Below are 16,906 nucleotides of genomic sequence, written 5' to 3' on the forward strand. Positions count from 1 at the left end.
CCAAGTAGAGTGGTCCTGCACGCCGGGGATGCCGCCCCGGCCTCCCGGTTCGGGCGAGGCCCCGCTGGCGATGCGTCCGGCCCGGGCGCCGGGCCCGGGACGGGAATCGAGCGGCAGGAGGCGTGGGCCCGTGACACAGACCCGCGGATGGCCGGGCCGAGTCCTCCTCGCCGGATCGCTCCTGGCGTGGGCGACGGGCCCGGCACCGACGGCTGCGGGGGCCCCAGACCTGCCGCGCCCTCCGGCCGGTTGGCGCCTGGAGGTGGTGCTGGGGTCGCCGCGCCTGAGGCACCCGTCGGTCGTCTGCTGCGCCCCGGACGGGCGGGTCTTCGTCGCCGAGGACCCGATGGACATCAGCGCGCCGCGGGCGGACCTGCGGCAGGGCCGAATCCTCTGCCTCCACCCCGACGGCCGCGTCACGACGTTCGCCGACCGACTCCACGCCGTCTTCGGGATGCAATACATCGACGGTCGGCTGCTGGTCCTCCACAACCCCGAGTTCTGCGCCTTCACCGACGGCGGAGACGAGGCGCGAGATAAGCGGATCCTCATCGCCAGCACCAACCCGAATCCCTGGGCGCTGGACTGGAACGACCACGTCCCGGCGAATTCCCGGCTGGCCATGGACGGCTACCTCTACGTGGCCGTCGGCGACAAGGGCGTCTACGGGGCGGTGGGCACCGACGGTAGGCGGGTGGACCTGTACGGCGGCGGCGTCCTCCGGCTGCGGCCCGACGGCACCGACCTGGAGGTCTACTGCACGGGCGTCCGCAACATCCTCGACGTGGCCCTCGACGCCGAGGACGAGATCTTCACCTACGACAACACCGACGAGCACGACTGGATGTCCCGCCTGACCCACATGGTCGACGGCGGCGAGTACGGCTATCCGTTCGACTTCGTGCCGCGGCGTCCTTATACGCTCTGGATGATGGCCGACTACGGCGGCGGGGCGGCCACCGGGGCACTCTGCTACACCGAAGACGCCCTGCCCGCCGAGTACCGAGGCAACCTGTTCCTGGCCGACTTCGGCAAGCGGCAGGTCCTGCGGGTCGTCCCGCGGCGCGACGGGGCGACGTTCCGGGCCGACTCGAGGTCGGACGTCTTCTCGGACCCGCCCGGCGACTTCCGCCCGGTCGGGATCGCGGTCGCGCCCGACGGCCTGGGCCTCTACATCTGCGACTGGCAGCACGCCGACACCAAGGAGGCGGTCTCGGTCGGTCGCCTGCTGCGATTGACGTACACCGGCCCGAGTCATGCCCGCACCAGGCCCTCCTGGTTCCTCGACGCCGCGTGCGGGCGGCCCTGCCGGGCGAGCCTCGACGAGCTGGTCGTCGCCCTGTCGCATCCCGCCCGATCGGTCCGGGAGGTCGCCCAGCGGCGACTGGCCGAGCGGGGCACGGGGGCGGTCGCCGCCTTGGTCCGGCTGCTGGGAGACGTCGACGCCCCCGCCCCGGCGCGGTGGCACGCCCTCTGGGCGCTCGACGCCATCGACGGCGGGGTCGCCGGCCGCTCGGCGATCCTCGCGGCCGTGGCCGATGGCGAGCCGAGCGTCCGCCGGCAGGCCCTCCGCCAGCTCGGCACCCGGCGCGTCCGGGAGGCGGGGGCCGTGGCGCGGGATCGGCTCCGCGACGCCGACGCCGGCGTCCGCTTCCGGGCCGCCGCCGCGCTCGGCCGCATCGGCGACGCGGCCGCCGTCCCGGCGTTGATCGAGGCCCTCGACGAGGCGGACGCGTTCGCCCGGTACGCGGCCTTCACCGCGTTGAACCGGATCGGGCGGGCCGACCCGGCCGCCTGGCCGGCGATCGCCGCCGGGCTCGTCCACCCCCGGCCGATCGTCCGCGACGGGGTCGGCTTGGCCCTTCGCGAGACGCACGATCCGGCGCTCGCCGATGCCCTGGCCGGCCTCTCGCGCGACCGTCAGGCACCAGCCCAGGCGAGGGCCCGGGCGTTGCGGCTGCTGGCCGCGGTCCACCGCCGCCGACCGGCCTGGAAGGGCGAGTGGTGGGCCTACCACCCGGCGCTGACCAGGCCGCCCGCCAAGTCGGAAGCCTGGGACGGGACGCCCACGGTCCTGGCCGCCCTCCGCGAGGGGGTCGCGGACCCCGATCCCGGCGCCCGGCTCGCGGGCGTGGACGGGCTGCGCGACGCGGGGGCGACCGACGTCGCGGCCGAGCTGCGCTCCCGCTTCCCCGGCGAGGACGATCCGGGCGTCCGCCGGGCCCTGCTCGCGGCGCTGGGAGCCTTCCGGGACGAGGGGTCGCGCGGGCTGATCGCGGCGGTCCTGCGCGACCCGCGGACCGGGCCCGGGCTGGCGGCCGAGGCGATCGATGCCGCCGGCCGGGTCGGGGGCGAGGACGTGGCCGAGGCCGTCCGCGGGCTCCTGGGGCGTCGGCCGGGCGACCCGTCCTTCCGGGTCGCGGCCATCGACGCCCTCGGGCGGCTGGGGCACGCCCCCGCGGCGGCCGAGCTGGAGGCGATCGCCGGGGGCGGCGGCGACGCCGGGATCGCGGCCTGCGAGGCCCTCGCGGCCATCGGCGGCGACGCCGGCCGGGACGCCTTGCTCCGGCTCGCCGACCGGCCCGAGTTGGAGGTCCGACGGGGTGCGGTCGCCGCGCTCGGCCGCCTCGGGCCAGGCCAGGCCTTGCCCCGACTCCTGGCCGCGTCCCGCGACCCCGAGACGCGGTCGACGGCCCTGTCGGCCCTCACCCGGATGCCCGATGCCCGCGCGCTCGACGCCTACCTGGAGGGGCTCGGCGGCCGGGACGCCAGCCTCCGCGAGGCGTGCGCGCGGGCGATTGCCCGCATCCGCGACGAGGCCCTGCCCCGGGTCGAGGCGCAGGCCGACCGGCTCCCGCCCGCCGTCGTCCGACGGCTCCGACGCGTCTATGAGGGTCACGCCGAGGCCGCTCGGGGCCGTCTCTTCGCCGTCGACGCGGAAGTCCCCCCGCCCGAGGAATATGAGGCCTATGCCCGCGACCACACCGGCGACCCGGCCCGGGGCCGCGCCCTCTTCCACGACCGCGACGGGCCCGGCTGCGTCAAGTGCCACCGGGTCGGCGGGGCGGGCGGCGACGTGGGCCCGGAACTGACGAGCGTCGGCGACCAGCTCGATCGGGCCCGGCTCGCCGAGGCCGTCCTGGACCCGAGCCGGTCGATCCGCGAGGGGTATCAGCAGGTGACCGTCGCGACCGCCGACGGCCGGGTGGTCGCCGGCCTGGTGCGGTCCGAATCGGCCGACGTCCTCACCCTGCGCGACGCCGAGGGCCGGGACCACGCCATCCCGAAGGCGGAGATCGAGGAGCGGGCCGCCGGTCCAACCTCCCTCATGCCGGAGGGGCTGCACTCCGACCTCGCGCCGCAAGACTTCGCCGACCTCCTCTCTTACCTCGAATCGTTGAAGGGGACGCCGGAGTCCGCGGACCGGCCCGGATCCCGCCCCCTCGGGGAGACGCCGCGATGAGATCCCTCCGACTCCCGCTCGCCTCCGCCCTCCTGGGCGCCGCGGCGGTCTCGGCCGCCGAGGACGCCTCGCCCCTCGTCCGAGGCGACGACCCCGCGCAGTTCGAGCTCGTCGGCATCACGCCCGAGACGATCCGGATCGCCGACGGCGAGGTCCGGCTCTCGGGCACGCCGGAGGGCTACTTCGCCACGGAGCAGGAGTACCGGGACTACGTCCTCGCGTTCGAATGGAGGTACGAGCGGCCCGAGTCGCTGGGGTCCGACGCCGACTTCCGGAGCAACAGCGGGCTCCTGCTCCACATCCAGGGCGACCTCAGGGTCTGGCCCCGGAGCGTCGAATTCCAGCTCGCCAATCACGAGGTCGGCCGGATCGACCCGATCGACGGGGCCGAATTCGACGGCGAATGGGACGCCGAGGCCGCCCGTAAGGCGACCAGGCCCGTCGGCGAGTGGAACCGCGAGGAGGTCACCAGCCGCGATGGCGAGCTGACCTGCGCCCTCAACGGCGTCGTCGTCACGCGCGGCAAGGGGGCCTTGCCGGACCGTGGCCGCATCGGCTGGCAATCCGAGGGCGTCCCGATCCGCTTCCGCGAGATCACGATCAAGTCCCTGGACTAAGCCGGGCGGGCCGACCGCGAGGGAGGATGGGCATGAGCCGGCTCGCTCGGTGGGTCGTCGCGGCGTTCGGCGCGGGCTGCCTCGCGGCCCCGGGGGCGGCCCGGGCGGGGGACGCGGCCCCGCCCCGGGTCCCCACGGGTTCGTCGATTGGCCGGCCGGAGGAGCGCCCCGCCTTCTTCGGGTTCATCTACGGGGTGATGCTGCCCGTGCCGGTCCCCTCGGACGCGCCGCCGATGTTCGTGGCGTTGGCGCTCGACGACCCGCTGATCCAAAAGCAGGGCTTCGGCGTGGTCGAGGCCTGGCGGAAGGCGAACCAGACGGTCGAGCTCCACGCCTACGAACGCGGCGGGCACGGTTTCGGCGTCGGGCGGCCGGGCACGACCACCACGCAGGTGCTGGGCGAGTTCATCACCTGGATGGACGCGAACGGCTGGCTCCGGCAGGGGAGGAAACCGTGAGCCCTGCGCCCCTGATGGGCCCGGAGTGGCGACGCGAAGCCTCATGATGGAGGGGGACCAGTGGGAGAGGAGGGTCGAGGGTATCGGCAGGCGGGGCGGACGGGACACAAAACCCATCAGGAGGCTGTCCGGCCCTCGGGTCTCACCCGGGGGGCCGGCCGCTCAGCTCGCTCGGCACGCCCCGTGCAGGGCCATGTTCATCATCGCCGACGCCCTAGGGCCCCGCCCCCAGGGCGCCGGCGCCGATGTGATCGGGGCGGCTTGCCCTGCGTCCCCGAGCCGAAGCCTGTCCCGAAGGGAGGAGACCGCCGCCCGGCCGGCGAGGGATGATCGCCGGGCCGCGAATAAAATGAGGCGGGCCGGTAACAGCCAGGGGCAATTCGCTTGATCCTCCGGTAGCGAGCAATCCGGCCGGGCTGCGCAGACCCCGCGAGCTGCGGAGGCCCGCCTCTCGGGCTTCGGGCGGCCGATGCCTCGCGAAGGCAAGCGAACCATGTTCGCCTTTTATCCCATTCTCGGAGGTCTCATGAACCGCCTGTCACCGTTGGTGTTGACGATAGGGTTCGCAGTCACTTTGGTGGGCCCGAGTCGGGCCCAGGAAGGGCGCACCGAGGCAGGGCCAGCGCGCACTTCTATAACAATCCGGCAAGCTCTGCGGCCTTGCGCCCGCCCCGCTGCCCGGGTATACCGTCCACCGTGTCGTGAACCAGACCCGGTGGCCGGAGGTCGGCGATGGCGGGCACCCGCAGCAAGCTCGACGAGATCGTGGCATCGTTCGCGATGCTGGAAGATCCCCGCTCCCACATCAACCGCCGGCATCCGCTGCCCAGCGTCCTGGTCATCGCTGTCTTGGCCGTCCTCGCCGGCGCCGCCGGGCCCACCGCCATCGCCCGCTGGGCGAAGCTCAAAGAGGGGCTCCTGATGGACCTCCTCGACCTGCCGCGCGGCATCCCCGGCAAGGATGTCCTCCGCCGCATCCTGATGACGCTCAAGCCCGCGGCCTTCGAGGCCGCCTTCAACGCCTGGATCGCCCGCCTCCGCGACGAGGCCATCGCCACGACCGGCGTCGATCGGCCGGTCGTCGCCATCGACGGCAAGACGGCCCGCCGCAGCCGCGACGCGAAGGAGGGCCTCGGCCCGCTGCACATCGTCACCGCCTGGGCCGGCGAGTACGGCCTGGCGCTGGGACAGGAGGTGTGCGGCGAGAAGTCGAACGAGATCACGGCCATCCCCGAGCTGCTGAGGCGGATCGACGTCCGCGGCGGGGTAGTGACGATCGACGCGATGGGGGCGCAGAAGGTGATCGCCGAGGAGGTAGTCCGCGGCAAGGCCGACTACGTGTTGGCCCTGAAGGGGAACCACGAGGCGCTGCATCGGGCGGTCATCGAGCACATCGACGAACAGCTGGAGGGGGATCTCAAGGGGGCCGAGGAGCTGACGACGAGCGAGCGCGGGCACGGTCGCGAGGAGCACCGGACCTACCTGCACCTGCCAGCGCCGGCGGCCCTGCCCGGCCGGGCGGAGTGGAAGGGGCTGAGGTCGGTCGGCGTCGTGACGTCGCGGCGGGTGAAGGGAGGCGAAGAGAGCATTGAGATTCGCTACTACCTCAGCAGCCTGCCGGTGGACGCGGAGCAGTTCGCCCGCGCGGTGCGGGGCCACTGGTCCGTGGAGAACGCGTGCCATTGGTCGCTCGACGTGACGTTCCGGGAGGATGACTCGCGGGTCCGCCAGCGGGTGCTGGGGGCGAACATCACCTGGCTGTATCGCTTCACATTGTCGCTCCTCAAGCAGCACCCCGACCGGCGACAGAGCCTGGCCATGAAGCGCCGCGGCTGCGGCTGGAGCGACACGTTTCTGATGGAAGTCATTGCTGCGTTAACATGTTAGTGTGCGCTGGCCCTGCGCACCGAGGCGGCGCCCTCCGCGGAGGTCGCGGGGGACACCGACACGGCCATCCTGAGCCTCTCCGAGCAGCAGTGGCGCTGGATGTCGGATCGCAACGTCGGTTCCCTGGCCGCCCTCTTCCATGAAGAGGCTGTCTTCGTCCACATGTGAGGGATCATGTCCAGGGACCAGTAACCCGATGTCATCAGGAACGGGGGGATACACTACAAGGACGTGGACATCCAGGAGGCATCGGTGCGGGTCACCGGCACGACTGCCATCGTCCTGAGCAAGATCCGCCTGGTGGCCGTTGTCGGCGGCGATGAGGTGACCAATCCCCTCGTGGTGACCGAGGTGTATGTGCAGCAAGGCGATGCCCGGAAGTTGGCCTCGCTCTCGTTCACCAGGCTGCTCGGCCCATAACAACACCCGGGGCCCCGGATATCCCAGACGGCCCCCTGAATGTGCCACAGGACATGCGCGAACCTCCCCGGTCCCCCCCTGGTTTCACCACCCAACCAGGCCGGCGGGGGATCGCAGAAACCGAGGGAATTTCCCGATGAGCCATCGCCTCCTACTCGCCGTCCTGCCCCTCGTCCTGGCCGCATCGACCGCCCTGGGAGACGACCCGAAGCCCGGGGGCCGAACCCTCACCGGCAAGGATGCCCTCGGCGACTGGACTACCGACGCGCCGGGCGTGCGCCGGAAGATCACGGTCGACGACCTGGCTACGCCCTACGACACGCCCTCGGCCGACAACTTCCCCCGCGTTGTCCCTCGTCCCGAAGGGGCCTGGCCCGAGGCGCCCGAAGGCTTCGAGGTGACGGAGTTCGCCACCCAACTGGTCGAGCCCCGCGTCATCGTCCGCGCCCCGAACGGCGACCTGTTCCTGGCCGAGAGCCGCGCCAACCGCATCCGCGTCTTCCGCGACGCCGACGGCGACGGTACGCCCGAGGTCGACGAGGTCTTCGCCTCCGGCCTGAACCGGCCGTTCGGGATCGCCTTCTACCCGGTCGGGCCCGAGCCGGGATACGTCTACGTCGGCAACACCGACTCCGTGGTCCGCTTCCCCTACGAGGACGGCGACACGAAGGCATCGGGCGAGGCCGAGACGATCGTCGAGGACATCCCGAGCGGCAGCGAGAGCGTCGGCGGCGGCGGGCATTGGACGCGGGACCTGGAGTTCTCGCCCGACGGCGAGACCCTGTACGTCTCGGTCGGATCGCGGTCGAACGTCGACGACGACGATCGAGAGAAGCGCCGCGCGATGATCCTGGCCTTCGACCCGGACGGCAAGGACGAGCGCGTCTTCGCCCACGGCATCCGCAACCCGGTCGGCCTGGCCACGCACCCGACGACCGGCCAGCTCTGGACCTCGGTGAATGAGCGCGATGCGCTGGGCGACAACCTGGTGCCCGACTACATCACGCACGTCGAGGAAGGCGGCTTCTACGGCTGGCCCTGGTACTACCTCGGACCGAACCAGGACCCGCGGCACGAGGGGAAGCGCCCCGAGCTGAAGGACAAGGTGATCGTCCCCGACGTGCTCTTGCAGTCGCACATGGCTTCGCTCGACCTGGCGTTCTACGACGGCGACCAATTCCCGGAGGAGTACCGCCACGACGCCTTCGCCGCCGAGCACGGCTCGTGGAACCGGGCCCGTCGCGTCGGCTACAAGGTCATCCGCGTGCCGATGGAAGACGGCAAGGCGACCGGCGAGTACGAGGACTTCCTCGTCGGCTTCGTCACCGAGGAGGGCGATGTCTGGGGCCGCCCGGTGGGCGTGGCCGTGGCCAGGGACGGGTCGCTGATGGTGACCGATGACGGCTCGGGGACGGTGTGGCGGGTGGCGTACACGGGGGAGAAGTGAGATGACGCCAACCGGATCCCGGCCGTGGGACCTGTCGATCGGCGCGGGACGCCCCCCTCGGGATGGGCCGCGTCCAGGGGGGGTCACCCTGATCGAGCTGCTGGTGGTCATCGCGATCATCGGCGTGCTGGTCGCCCTGCTGCTCCCCGCCGTCCAGTCCGCCCGCGAGGCCGCCCGGCGCGCCCGGTGCTGTAACAACCTGAAGCAGATAGGCATCGCCCTGCACGGCTACCACGCGGCCGTCGGCAGCTTCCCGGTCGGCTTCCTCTACCCGAACGGGCCGGTGCCGGCGACGACTTCGCCCCTGCAGTACCGATGGTCGGTGTTGGCGCAGATGGCGCCGTATCTGGAGGGGACAAACCTCCACAACGCCCTGAATTTCGACTTCCCGGTGGCCTACAAGCCGACGGGCGGTCCCTCGCCGTTCTGGCCGTTCTATCCGGCCAATACGACGGTGATGGCGACCTCGGTCGGCCTCTTCCTCTGTCCCAGCGACGGCGCCCCGCCACCGATGGAGGGCTCGGGGCCTGTGAATTACGCATTCTGCTCAGGCACCGGGACCGGCGGCGGAGACGCCGCCGGCGCCGACGGCGCCTTTATCCTCGGCCCGTCGCTGTCGGTGGCCGACCTGAGCGACGGCGTCAGCACGACGGTAGCGGCCTCGGAGCAACTCCTCGGGGTCCGCGGGCCATACAGTCAGACGACTCCCGAGCCGGTCCCCTCGCCGCCATCGCGAGCGATGGCGCGGGTCGCGGCGGGTCCCTTGACCGACTCGGCCTGCGCCATGGCGCCGGCGGGCTGGCTGTTAAACAAGGGGGCGGGCTGGTGGGATGGGAATTATCTAAACACCCTTTACAGCCACCGCGAGCCGCCCAACTCCGCCCGATACGACTGCATCACCTACCACAACCCCGGCTGGAAGGCCGCCCGCAGCCACCATCCCGGCGGCGTGAACGTGCTGTATTGCGACGGCCATGCCACCTTCATCCGAGACGGCGTCGCCCCGCCCACCTGGCGGGCGATCGCCACGAGGGCGGGTGGCGAGGTCGTGTCGTCCGATTCGCTGTGATCCTTGCGAGGAGGCGAGGGACCGTGAGTTGGGGCAGCAGGCGAGATGATCGCGCTCGCACTCGGTGGCGGCCTCCTCCGGACGCCCTCCGATCTCCGAGTCCCATAGTGTCCCCAGAGGCAGGCGGGTGGACCGTCCAGCTTGGCCAGCCGCACTCGGACCGTCAGCCGCATTGCGCGCGTCGGTCCGAAATGCCGGCGCATCCTCGGACTCTATCAGGTTGCTTCGCATATCCGGCTCAGGAGCTGGAGCCAGCAGTTCGTTAATACCAGTCCGGGTCATTCATCATACCATCACAAGCTCAATCGACCATCAAGGCTGTCGCAGGTCGTCCGATCCTTGGGTCGCGATTCCGTCTCCCGTCCACGCCGACCGCAAGGTCCTGCAGGGTCACGACCTTTCGGGTCAGGACTACCAGCAGGTACTTTGGGATGAGGTATCCCTGGTTGCCGTGGACCTCCGGCAGGTCCAGGAACCGGCCGATCTGGTCGAACTGATCGTTGGCCAGGGCCCCCAGGACGCGGGCCAGGGCGAGCCCCAGCTCGCCGCGGTAGAAGCCGGTGTCGATCAGCCGGAGCCGCTGGGCCCGCTCCTCGGGCTCCAGGGCGGGGTTTCGCCGCACGGCCGCCCGGATGGTGCGGGCGTCGAGCAGGGTGCGGGCGAAGGCGGGGTCGAGCACGGCGACGAGCGGCAGGTACTCCGCGAGGTCGCTCCGGCCGGTAAGCTCGCCGGGGACCCGGCCGAGGAACCACCGCCGGACCCGCGGCAGCGCGTGGCGCAGCTCCTCCGTGGCTGGCCTCTCCCCCTCGGCCGGGCAGCCCACGAGGGCCAGGAGCTCCCGGGCGGACGCCTCTCGCAAATCCGGCCGCCACTCCGGGAACGGTGCGATCCGCCAGTCGATCCGGCCGTCCCGGATGACGAAACCGGGCTCCGATGGGACGTCGACGAGCTCCGCAAGGGCCTGCAACTCGGGCGGGGCGGGGAGGTGCCGTTCGCCCGGGACGGACATCGCCCGCTCCAGCACGGCCACGGCCGCCTGGCAGGCCCGCCGCTCGGCCGGGTCGCTGGCCCAGGGCAATAGCTGCATGGCACCGTCACGCTCGACCTGGGCCCGGTCGGCCACCAGGACGGCCAGGTAGCGATCCCGGAAGGTCGCCAGCTTCCCCCGGACCCGCCCGACCTCGGCCCGCAGCTCGATCCCGCGACCAGGGACGTCTCCCTGGGCCTCCGGCCGCGGAATGGACCCCGTCGTGCCCCGCGCGAGCAGGCAGGCCCCGCGGCGAGGAACGCCCGGCGTGTCGGGGATGGGGTGGTCATCGACTCGGTCGCTCCCGGGTGATCGAACGACAGGTGCCGTCCCGCTGCTGCAAGGAGTCGAATCCATCGTCCGGTCGCCCGCGTTCCCGGCTCAGGTCGCAGCGAAGTCCCAGGTCGCGGCCGAGGGCCCGTTGCACGGCCCGCAAATCGCCCGGGAGCATCCGCTCGTGGTCGTCCAGGGCGACGACCAGACGCGACCTATGATCGCCACCGTCGAGGCCGAACCGCCGCCGTACGACCGCGATCCCATCGGCCCTGGGCGTGTCGCCCCGTGGTTGACGTAGTGACGCCGCCCCCACCGGGAGACCCGGCCACGGGGCAGCCCGGCGTAGCGTCCCGAGACGTCCCGCACGAGGCGAGCGGCATCGAGAGTCCAGACTACGGCGAGTCGCTTAAGGACCGTCGGCCAGAGTTCGGGGTGCCCGGCCAGACCGCCCCGGTCCAGGTCGTGGCAAGCGACGAGTTCCCAGGAGATGGCTCCGACTGCAGGGTCTGGGAGCCAGTAGTAGGCGCCGGTCAACGGCCTCCGACGCGGCCAGTTCGTCGCGGGCTTCCGCGTCCGTCCTCCTTCCCGGCTGATGACCGACCGTAGCTGGGACCAGTCCGGCCCTCAGCCCGTCCCCGCATCGCTCCGGTTCCATTACCCGAGGCCTTCGAGTTCGGCGATTTCGGCAGGTCGTCTCATGGACCGGCGGAAGGTCTTCGCCGGCGAGCGGGATCGGCGACCTCGCCGCGAAATAACGTCGGCCAGCAGCCCGTGCCACAGGCCCTCCGACGGGGACCATCCCGCACCGCAACCCGGGGGAACCTAGATGAGCCCACCCGAGCCCGAGCTAGAGGTTGAGACGTCGAGCGTGGAGGTCGCCACGCCGATCGTCTACCGCACCTACCGCCTGTCCGAGGACCTCCGCGCCGCGATCCGCGGCCGGCGGTCGGCCCTCGACCAGACCGTCCGCGCCTTCGTCGCGGAGGCCGTCGACGGGGAGCTTCCCGCCCTGCTCGAGGCGCTGGCCGCGGCGGGGCTGGCCGGACCCACGGGGCCCGGGCTCCGGCCGGTCCGCCTGCCCCTGTCGCGCCGGCTGCTGCAGTCCCTGAGGGAGGCGGCCGGGCGGACCGGCATCCCGGCCAGCCACCTGCTGCGGGCCTGCCTCGGCAAGGCCGCCCGGCGTACGCGGCGCCGCCGGGCGGGGGCCGTTCAGGCCGTCCCGGCCCCGGCACCGCAGTCCCCCCGGGACGGGGAGGTCATGTTCTACCTCGTGAGCCTGCTCGTCGTGGGGCCGCCCGGCGACGAGGGCGACCCGAGCCTGGCCGACCTCGGCCCCGTCTCGTTCCGCCTGGTCGACGTGCCGGGCCCGCGGCTGGCGGCGGCGCGGGCCTACGTCGCCGGGGTCGGGCGGAGGCGGGCCGTCTGGCTGCGGCAGTCCGGGGAGCCGGCCGACCGCTGGCGGGCCGAGGTGGACGTCGCCGCGATCGCCCGCGGCCTGGCCGAGGTCGCCCGCTGGCGGGCGGCGCCGCGGCATGGCCCCGGGGTCGAGACCTGGGCGTACCGACTGCCGCCGGTGGCGGGGGTCCCGGGCCGTGGGCGCGGGGCGGTCCTGCTGCTGGTGAGCAAGGCCTCGGGAAAGCCGGCTGCGGGCGGGCTGCTGCCGAGGCTGTTGGAGCCGTCGCGGAACTGAGCCGGGCTGGCGGCCGGGCGTTGCCGGGTCGGCCGTCGGTGGCAGCTCGCAGTGCGCCCCCGACCCCAACGGGGCTCATCGCGGCCGATCGCGGCGTGCCTCTTCGGAATTCTACCGGGGTAATCACCCCCAACGACGGGCCAGGGTAACACGAGAAAACGAAGGGGTGCAGAATCGATGCCTCAGCATGACAGTCAGGGCTCCGCAGGTCAGCCCGAGCACGGCGGGCGCGGGCCGGCCCCGCGGCGGGGCGGCCCGCGGTTCGACCGCGAGGTCGCGTACCACGAGCGGACCTTCGTCTTCTCGCGCTTCGACTCGCGGGGGGGCTCGGTGCTGCTGCTGGCCCCCGACACGCCGACGGCGCTGCGTCGGTACGAGCGGGCGTTGGGGCTGGACCCGAGCTGGGACGCGGCCTACGACGACATCCGCGCCGGCGGCCGGGTGGGGCTGCTCGTCTGCGACCGGCCGCTGCCCGAGGGGGACGGCGAGCTGCTCGCCGGGTACGCGGACGAGGGCCCCGGCTACCTGCTGGCCCGCGTCGAGGCCCGGCTCCTGCCGAACCGTGCCGGTGACCTCTCGGGCCCGTGGGCGGAGTTCGACCTGGCGGTGCTCTGGTGCGAGGCGGACGAGGACGGAGACGCTCCCGTTGATCCCTCTCCCGCAGGCGGTGCCGAGGAGGCCCGGGCGATCCGCAACGCCCCGGCGATTCTCCCCGACTTGGGTCCCAGCGTCCTGCGATACGAGTACCGGCTACGGCCGTGGGAGGTCGGGGAGGACTGCTATGGCCTGGTGCTGATCCGGGATGCGGAACGACTTGGCCCCGTTGGTAATGACTCGTAGCTCAGCTGTGGCAGGCGAGTTGTCCTGAGCAACGCGGTACCGGGCTTGCTTCTTTCCACTACCTCGACGGGCACGGCCCACCCGTCGGATTCCCGATTTCTCCGAGTTCTCGATCCAGTCCGGAGGTGCCGATGGTGACATTCCTGAGCTTGGAGCATTCATCGAAGGATGCGCGACGAGGTCTTATCGCAATTTCTCGACTCAACTTCCGCTAAGGAGCCATCCAAGAATAAGTTCCGAGTTCCTCTTGGCCCATATCAATGCAGCACTTGCGGCTGCCGTGGGCTGATGGTGTCGTTCCAGTCCGGGCAGACCTCATGCCGCTCCCGGTCCAGCCGCTCCATCACGGCGGCGGGCACCTTCACCTTCGTCGGATATTCCGCCCGGTCCAGGCTCGCCGTCACTCCCGCCCCGCCGACCTCCGTCCCACGGGCCCAGCCGAGCATCGCCTCCAGGCTTCGCAACGGCTGCCCGGCCCAATTGATGCTCACCGGCCCGAAGAGCCGATGCTCCACCGGGTTCCACTTCGACGCCCCGGTCGGGTAGTGGCAGACCGTCACGTGGAGCCCGTAGCGGTCGGCGATCCGCTCCTGCAGCCGGGCCTTCCAGAGCCGGGGGCGATGGCCGTTGCTGCCGCCGCCGTCGGCCAGGATCAGCAGCTCGTCGGCCCCCCGGTATCGCTCCGAGCCGTGGCGTGCCCACCACGAGCCGATCGCCTCGACGGCGAAGGCCGGCGTATCCGCCGAGGTGCCGACGCAGACGTGCCCCCGGCCCGAGAGCACGTCGCAGATGCCGTAGGGGGTCGCCCGGCACTCGGCATCGCTGAGGAAGTCATAGACATTGACCTCCTCGGGCTCTCGGAGCCAGGCGGCCCCGGCGTTCTTGAAGTTGCCGACCAGTTCCTTCTTCTTGCTATCGACGCCGATGATCGGCTGCCCCAGGCCCTCGAAGATGGCGATCCGCTCGTCGATGTTGCGGGACTGCCGGTCCCGGTCGGGGTGATCCGGCCCGGTGAACCGCTTTCGGTTGACCCGCAACGAGCAGTCCTGATCCCGCAGCAGCCGGGCGATGGTGGTGGGGCTGAGGTCGTGCCCGAGCCGCTCCAGGTCGGCCCCGATGGCCGGGAGGCTGCGGCGGACGAACTCGGTCGGACCCATCGGGTCGCCGCCGGTCGTCGGCTCGACGACGGCGGTCAGGGCCGGGACGACCTCGGGGCTTTTTTTTCGACGGCAGGCCGTCCGCCACCGGGCAAGCGGACCCGATCGCCGGGCCGGCCCTGCAGCGAGTCGGCCAGTTCCCGTCGGCCCCGGCGGATGGTATCGACGTCCAGGCCGGTGATCCGGGACAGGAGGCGACCGCCGCCGTGGCCGACCTTGGAGGATTCGACGGCGGCGTACCAGCGGCGTTGCTGCTCGTCGAGCCGGCTCATCAGGAGGTTCATCCGGCGATGGATCTCCTGATCGGGATGTGGCTCGGGGCCGGTACAGGAGGGGCACTGGCACGGATGGACGTCACGCTGGGGCATGGACGCGCCTTCCCTGTGGTCTCGTCGGAGTCCATGTCATCCTACCAGAAAACTGGAACTTGATCCTGGATGGCCCCTAAGCCGAGGCGGCTCAACGCGGTCCCCGGAGGAGGGGCACAGCCTCCGGGGCAATTACCCCGAGTTCTGATGGGTCTGATCCAGTTGGAGCAACTCGGCCTTCAGGTCTTCCAGGACCAGGCGCTTCGCATCGGGGTCGATCCAGCTGTCCAGCCAGGGGATGTCCGCCATCATCCGCTCGACGGCGTCGATCCCTATCTTCCACAAACCACGCTCCTTCGCTTCATGGCTGAGGTCGATGTGCCGGTACCTCATCGCCCCGGGACAGAGCGTGTAATCTACGAGTAGCGCGGCAGCGGCTTCCGCCTCGGCCGGGGCTCTCCGCCCCTCGAGGTAGCCGCGAAGGGCCTCCTCGATCGCGGCCGCAAACGGCGACTCTACGGAGTTCGCCATCCAGTCGAGAGCGCTATCATTGTCCATCGGGCCTTCGCCCCAAACTCCCACGGTATCCTCCTCGGCCAGCAGCCCGCGATGGTCTACCCTGATGTCGGGAGGTCGCAGCGATGAGCCGTTTCTCAATCCGACACAGTTTCGGGGCCAAATCGGTCAGGTCCCCCCGCCCCTCGCTTAAAAGCTTAACGCCGATCGGCCGATGGAAACGGCACGGACCGGCTTACCATCGACTCCTTAGCCTGAGGGCTTCTCTGGACACTCTCATGGGCCATAATGGCCCTGGAAGGAGTGCCCGAGATGACCAAGAAGAGCACCAAGACCGACTCCCAGGATCGTGGCCGGTTCTCCGCCAGGCGGAAGACCGAGTCCGTCCTCCGGCTGCTCCGGGGCGAGGACCTCGACTCCCTCTCCCGGGAGCTGGGCGTCACCGCCGCCACGCTCTCCTCCTGGCGGGAGGGCTTCCTCGACGGCGGCACGGCGGCCCTGAAGAGCCGACCGACCGACGACCGGGACGAGGTGATCGCCCGCCTCCAGGCGAAGGTCGGCCAGCTCACCATGGACAATGAGCTGCTGGGGCAGAAGTGCCAGCACCTGGAGAGCGGCCGCCCTTTTGTCGCGAGGAGGCGGAGCAGTTAGCCCGCTCCGCCTCCCCCGGCACCGGCAAGCGATACGGCATGCAGCGGGTCTGCCGCATCTTCGGGATCGCCCGCTCGACCGCCTACTACCTCAAGGCCCGGGAGGCCGTGCCGCCGGAGCAACGGCCGGTGCCGCACAAGCGGGGGCCGGTCGGGGCCGGCACCGACGAGGAGCTGGTCGGCCACATCCGTCGGGTCCTGGCCGAGTCGCCGTTCACCGGCGAGGGCTACCGCAAGGTCTGGGCCCGCCTGCGGCATCAGGGCATCCGCACGGCCTCCGAGCGAGTGCGGAGGCTGATGCGGGAGCACCGCCTCCAGGCCCCCCGCCGGGGCGGCCACCCGCACGGGCCGAAGGCCCACGACGGCACCATCACGACCGAGGAGCCGGACTCGATGTGGGGCACGGACATGACCACGACGGTCACCACCGGCGAGGGCCTGGTCCACGTCTTCGTGGCCGTCGACCACTGCACCTGCGAGTGCGTCGGCCTCCACGTGGCCGAGCGAGGCGAGCGTTTCGAGGCGCTGGAGCCGCTGCGCCAGGGGGTGCGGGAGCACTTCGGCGGCTTCGACCGGGGCATCGCCCGTGGCCTGGCGATCCGCCACGACCACGGCAGCGCCTACATGAGCGACGACTTCCAGCGGGAGCTGACCTTCCTCGGCATGGCCAGCTCGCCGAGCTTCGTGCGGGAACCGGAGGGCAACGGCTGCGCCGAGCGATTCGTCCGCACGCTGAAGGAGCAGTTGCTCCGGGTGAGGTCGTTCGCCACGGTGGTGGAGTTGGCCGAGGCGTTGGGTGAGTTCAAGAGGACGTACAACGAGCGGTGGGTGATCCGCCGCCATGGTCACCGGACACCGAGCCAGGTGCGGCGGGACCTCGTCGGTGGCGTCCAGGCGGCGGCGTGACTACGATCAAGTCCCCGTCCAGAGAACCTCAAGGCCATACAGGATCCACTTGACACATGGACTGGGAATGCATGTTTGCGGCCCTGCTGAGCTGCCGGAGGTTGCGTCGGCATTCCGTGATTGGATTGAGCACCACGAAGGTTTAATAACCATCCATCCAAAAGGTCCGATATTC

At 71.4% G+C, this 16,906-nt stretch carries 13 protein-coding genes and 1 pseudogene; 10 read left to right on the forward strand and 4 right to left on the reverse strand.

Translation table 11 applies throughout. From position 1 onward, the window contains the following. The first annotated feature begins 70 nt into the window (after nucleotides 1–70). The 7 genes from ElP_RS27905 (at nucleotide 71) to ElP_RS27935 (ending at nucleotide 9,361) form a co-directional block, all read left to right on the forward strand. The gene (locus ElP_RS27905; RefSeq protein ID WP_449343081.1) at nucleotides 71–3,463 is read left to right on the forward strand and encodes a HEAT repeat domain-containing protein; all 3,393 of its coding nucleotides are present in this window, start codon (nucleotides 71–73) and stop codon (nucleotides 3,461–3,463) included. Then, a complete protein-coding gene (locus ElP_RS27910) occupies nucleotides 3,460–4,080 on the forward strand; it encodes a 3-keto-disaccharide hydrolase (RefSeq protein ID WP_145275830.1) in 621 nt (206 codons plus the stop codon). Before ElP_RS27905 ends, ElP_RS27910 begins: the two co-directional genes overlap by 4 nt. Nucleotides 4,081–4,112: 32 nt before the next feature. Continuing rightward, complete coding sequence (locus ElP_RS27915) at nucleotides 4,113–4,538, forward strand: alpha/beta hydrolase (RefSeq protein ID WP_145275832.1); 426 nt, start codon at nucleotides 4,113–4,115, stop codon at nucleotides 4,536–4,538. A 732-nt stretch (nucleotides 4,539–5,270) separates the two neighbouring features. After that, complete coding sequence (locus ElP_RS27920; protein WP_145271338.1) at nucleotides 5,271–6,425, forward strand: ISAs1 family transposase; 1,155 nt, start codon at nucleotides 5,271–5,273, stop codon at nucleotides 6,423–6,425. A gap of 201 nt (nucleotides 6,426–6,626) precedes the next feature. After that, complete coding sequence (locus ElP_RS38820) at nucleotides 6,627–6,845, forward strand: nuclear transport factor 2 family protein (protein WP_390836101.1); 219 nt, start codon at nucleotides 6,627–6,629, stop codon at nucleotides 6,843–6,845. A gap of 136 nt (nucleotides 6,846–6,981) precedes the next feature. Continuing rightward, nucleotides 6,982–8,292, forward strand: coding sequence for a PQQ-dependent sugar dehydrogenase (locus ElP_RS27930; protein WP_145275834.1), 1,311 nt, complete (start codon nucleotides 6,982–6,984; stop codon nucleotides 8,290–8,292). 1 nt (nucleotide 8,293) lies between these two features. Beyond that, the gene (locus ElP_RS27935; protein WP_145275836.1) at nucleotides 8,294–9,361 is read left to right on the forward strand and encodes a DUF1559 family PulG-like putative transporter; all 1,068 of its coding nucleotides are present in this window, start codon (nucleotides 8,294–8,296) and stop codon (nucleotides 9,359–9,361) included. A 301-nt stretch (nucleotides 9,362–9,662) separates the two neighbouring features. Here ElP_RS27935 and ElP_RS27940 read toward each other — a convergent pair whose 3' ends face one another. Beyond that, nucleotides 9,663–10,745 carry a hypothetical protein gene (locus tag ElP_RS27940; protein WP_145275837.1) on the reverse strand — a complete coding sequence of 361 codons (1,083 nt, stop codon included), beginning with the start codon at nucleotides 10,743–10,745 and terminating at the stop codon, nucleotides 9,663–9,665. Nucleotides 10,746–11,490: 745 nt separating this feature from the next. On the opposite strand from ElP_RS27940, the gene ElP_RS27945 reads away from it, so the two are divergent. Next, nucleotides 11,491–12,354, forward strand: a complete 864-nt coding sequence (locus ElP_RS27945) for a hypothetical protein (RefSeq protein ID WP_145275839.1) — start codon at nucleotides 11,491–11,493, stop codon at nucleotides 12,352–12,354. 177 nt (nucleotides 12,355–12,531) lie between these two features. Then, the gene (locus tag ElP_RS27950; RefSeq protein ID WP_145275841.1) at nucleotides 12,532–13,194 is read left to right on the forward strand and encodes a hypothetical protein; all 663 of its coding nucleotides are present in this window, start codon (nucleotides 12,532–12,534) and stop codon (nucleotides 13,192–13,194) included. 257 nt (nucleotides 13,195–13,451) lie between these two features. Here ElP_RS27950 and ElP_RS27955 read toward each other — a convergent pair whose 3' ends face one another. The 3 genes from ElP_RS27955 to ElP_RS27960 form a co-directional block, all read right to left on the reverse strand. Continuing rightward, entirely contained in the window at nucleotides 13,452–14,390 is a 939-nt protein-coding gene (locus tag ElP_RS27955; protein WP_231749837.1) for an ISAzo13 family transposase, read from the reverse strand. Then, a complete protein-coding gene (locus ElP_RS40065; RefSeq protein WP_231749893.1) occupies nucleotides 14,387–14,635 on the reverse strand; it encodes a hypothetical protein in 249 nt (82 codons plus the stop codon). The genes ElP_RS27955 and ElP_RS40065 overlap by 4 nt, the downstream gene beginning before the upstream one ends. 216 nt (nucleotides 14,636–14,851) lie before the next feature. Next, nucleotides 14,852–15,241 carry a DUF4259 domain-containing protein gene (locus ElP_RS27960; RefSeq protein WP_261344389.1) on the reverse strand — a complete coding sequence of 130 codons (390 nt, stop codon included), beginning with the start codon at nucleotides 15,239–15,241 and terminating at the stop codon, nucleotides 14,852–14,854. A 246-nt stretch (nucleotides 15,242–15,487) separates the two neighbouring features. On the opposite strand from ElP_RS27960, the pseudogene ElP_RS27965 reads away from it, so the two are divergent. Then, a pseudogene (locus ElP_RS27965) lies at nucleotides 15,488–16,731 on the forward strand (IS3 family transposase). The last annotated feature ends 175 nt before the right edge of the window (nucleotides 16,732–16,906 follow it).

The sequence above is a fragment of the Tautonia plasticadhaerens genome (assembly GCF_007752535.1).
Taxonomy (GTDB): Bacteria; Planctomycetota; Planctomycetia; order Isosphaerales; family Isosphaeraceae; genus Tautonia; species Tautonia plasticadhaerens.

Excerpts from the sequence above, each read along its gene's own strand:
- ElP_RS27930 (WP_145275834.1), top strand. The coding sequence starts at position 6,982 with ATGAGCCATCGCCTCCTACTCGCCGTCCTGCCCCTCGTCCTGGCCGCA.
- ElP_RS27935 (WP_145275836.1), top strand. The coding sequence starts at position 8,294 with ATGACGCCAACCGGATCCCGGCCGTGGGACCTGTCGATCGGCGCGGGA.
- ElP_RS27910 (WP_145275830.1), top strand. The coding sequence starts at position 3,460 with ATGAGATCCCTCCGACTCCCGCTCGCCTCCGCCCTCCTGGGCGCCGCG.
- ElP_RS27905 (WP_449343081.1), top strand. The coding sequence starts at position 71 with ATGCGTCCGGCCCGGGCGCCGGGCCCGGGACGGGAATCGAGCGGCAGG.
- ElP_RS27920 (WP_145271338.1), top strand. The coding sequence starts at position 5,271 with ATGGCGGGCACCCGCAGCAAGCTCGACGAGATCGTGGCATCGTTCGCG.
- ElP_RS27945 (WP_145275839.1), top strand. The coding sequence starts at position 11,491 with ATGAGCCCACCCGAGCCCGAGCTAGAGGTTGAGACGTCGAGCGTGGAG.
- ElP_RS27940 (WP_145275837.1), bottom strand. The coding sequence starts at position 10,745 with ATGGATTCGACTCCTTGCAGCAGCGGGACGGCACCTGTCGTTCGATCA.
- ElP_RS40065 (WP_231749893.1), bottom strand. The coding sequence starts at position 14,635 with ATGAACCTCCTGATGAGCCGGCTCGACGAGCAGCAACGCCGCTGGTAC.
- ElP_RS27950 (WP_145275841.1), top strand. The coding sequence starts at position 12,532 with ATGCCTCAGCATGACAGTCAGGGCTCCGCAGGTCAGCCCGAGCACGGC.
- ElP_RS27915 (WP_145275832.1), top strand. The coding sequence starts at position 4,113 with ATGAGCCGGCTCGCTCGGTGGGTCGTCGCGGCGTTCGGCGCGGGCTGC.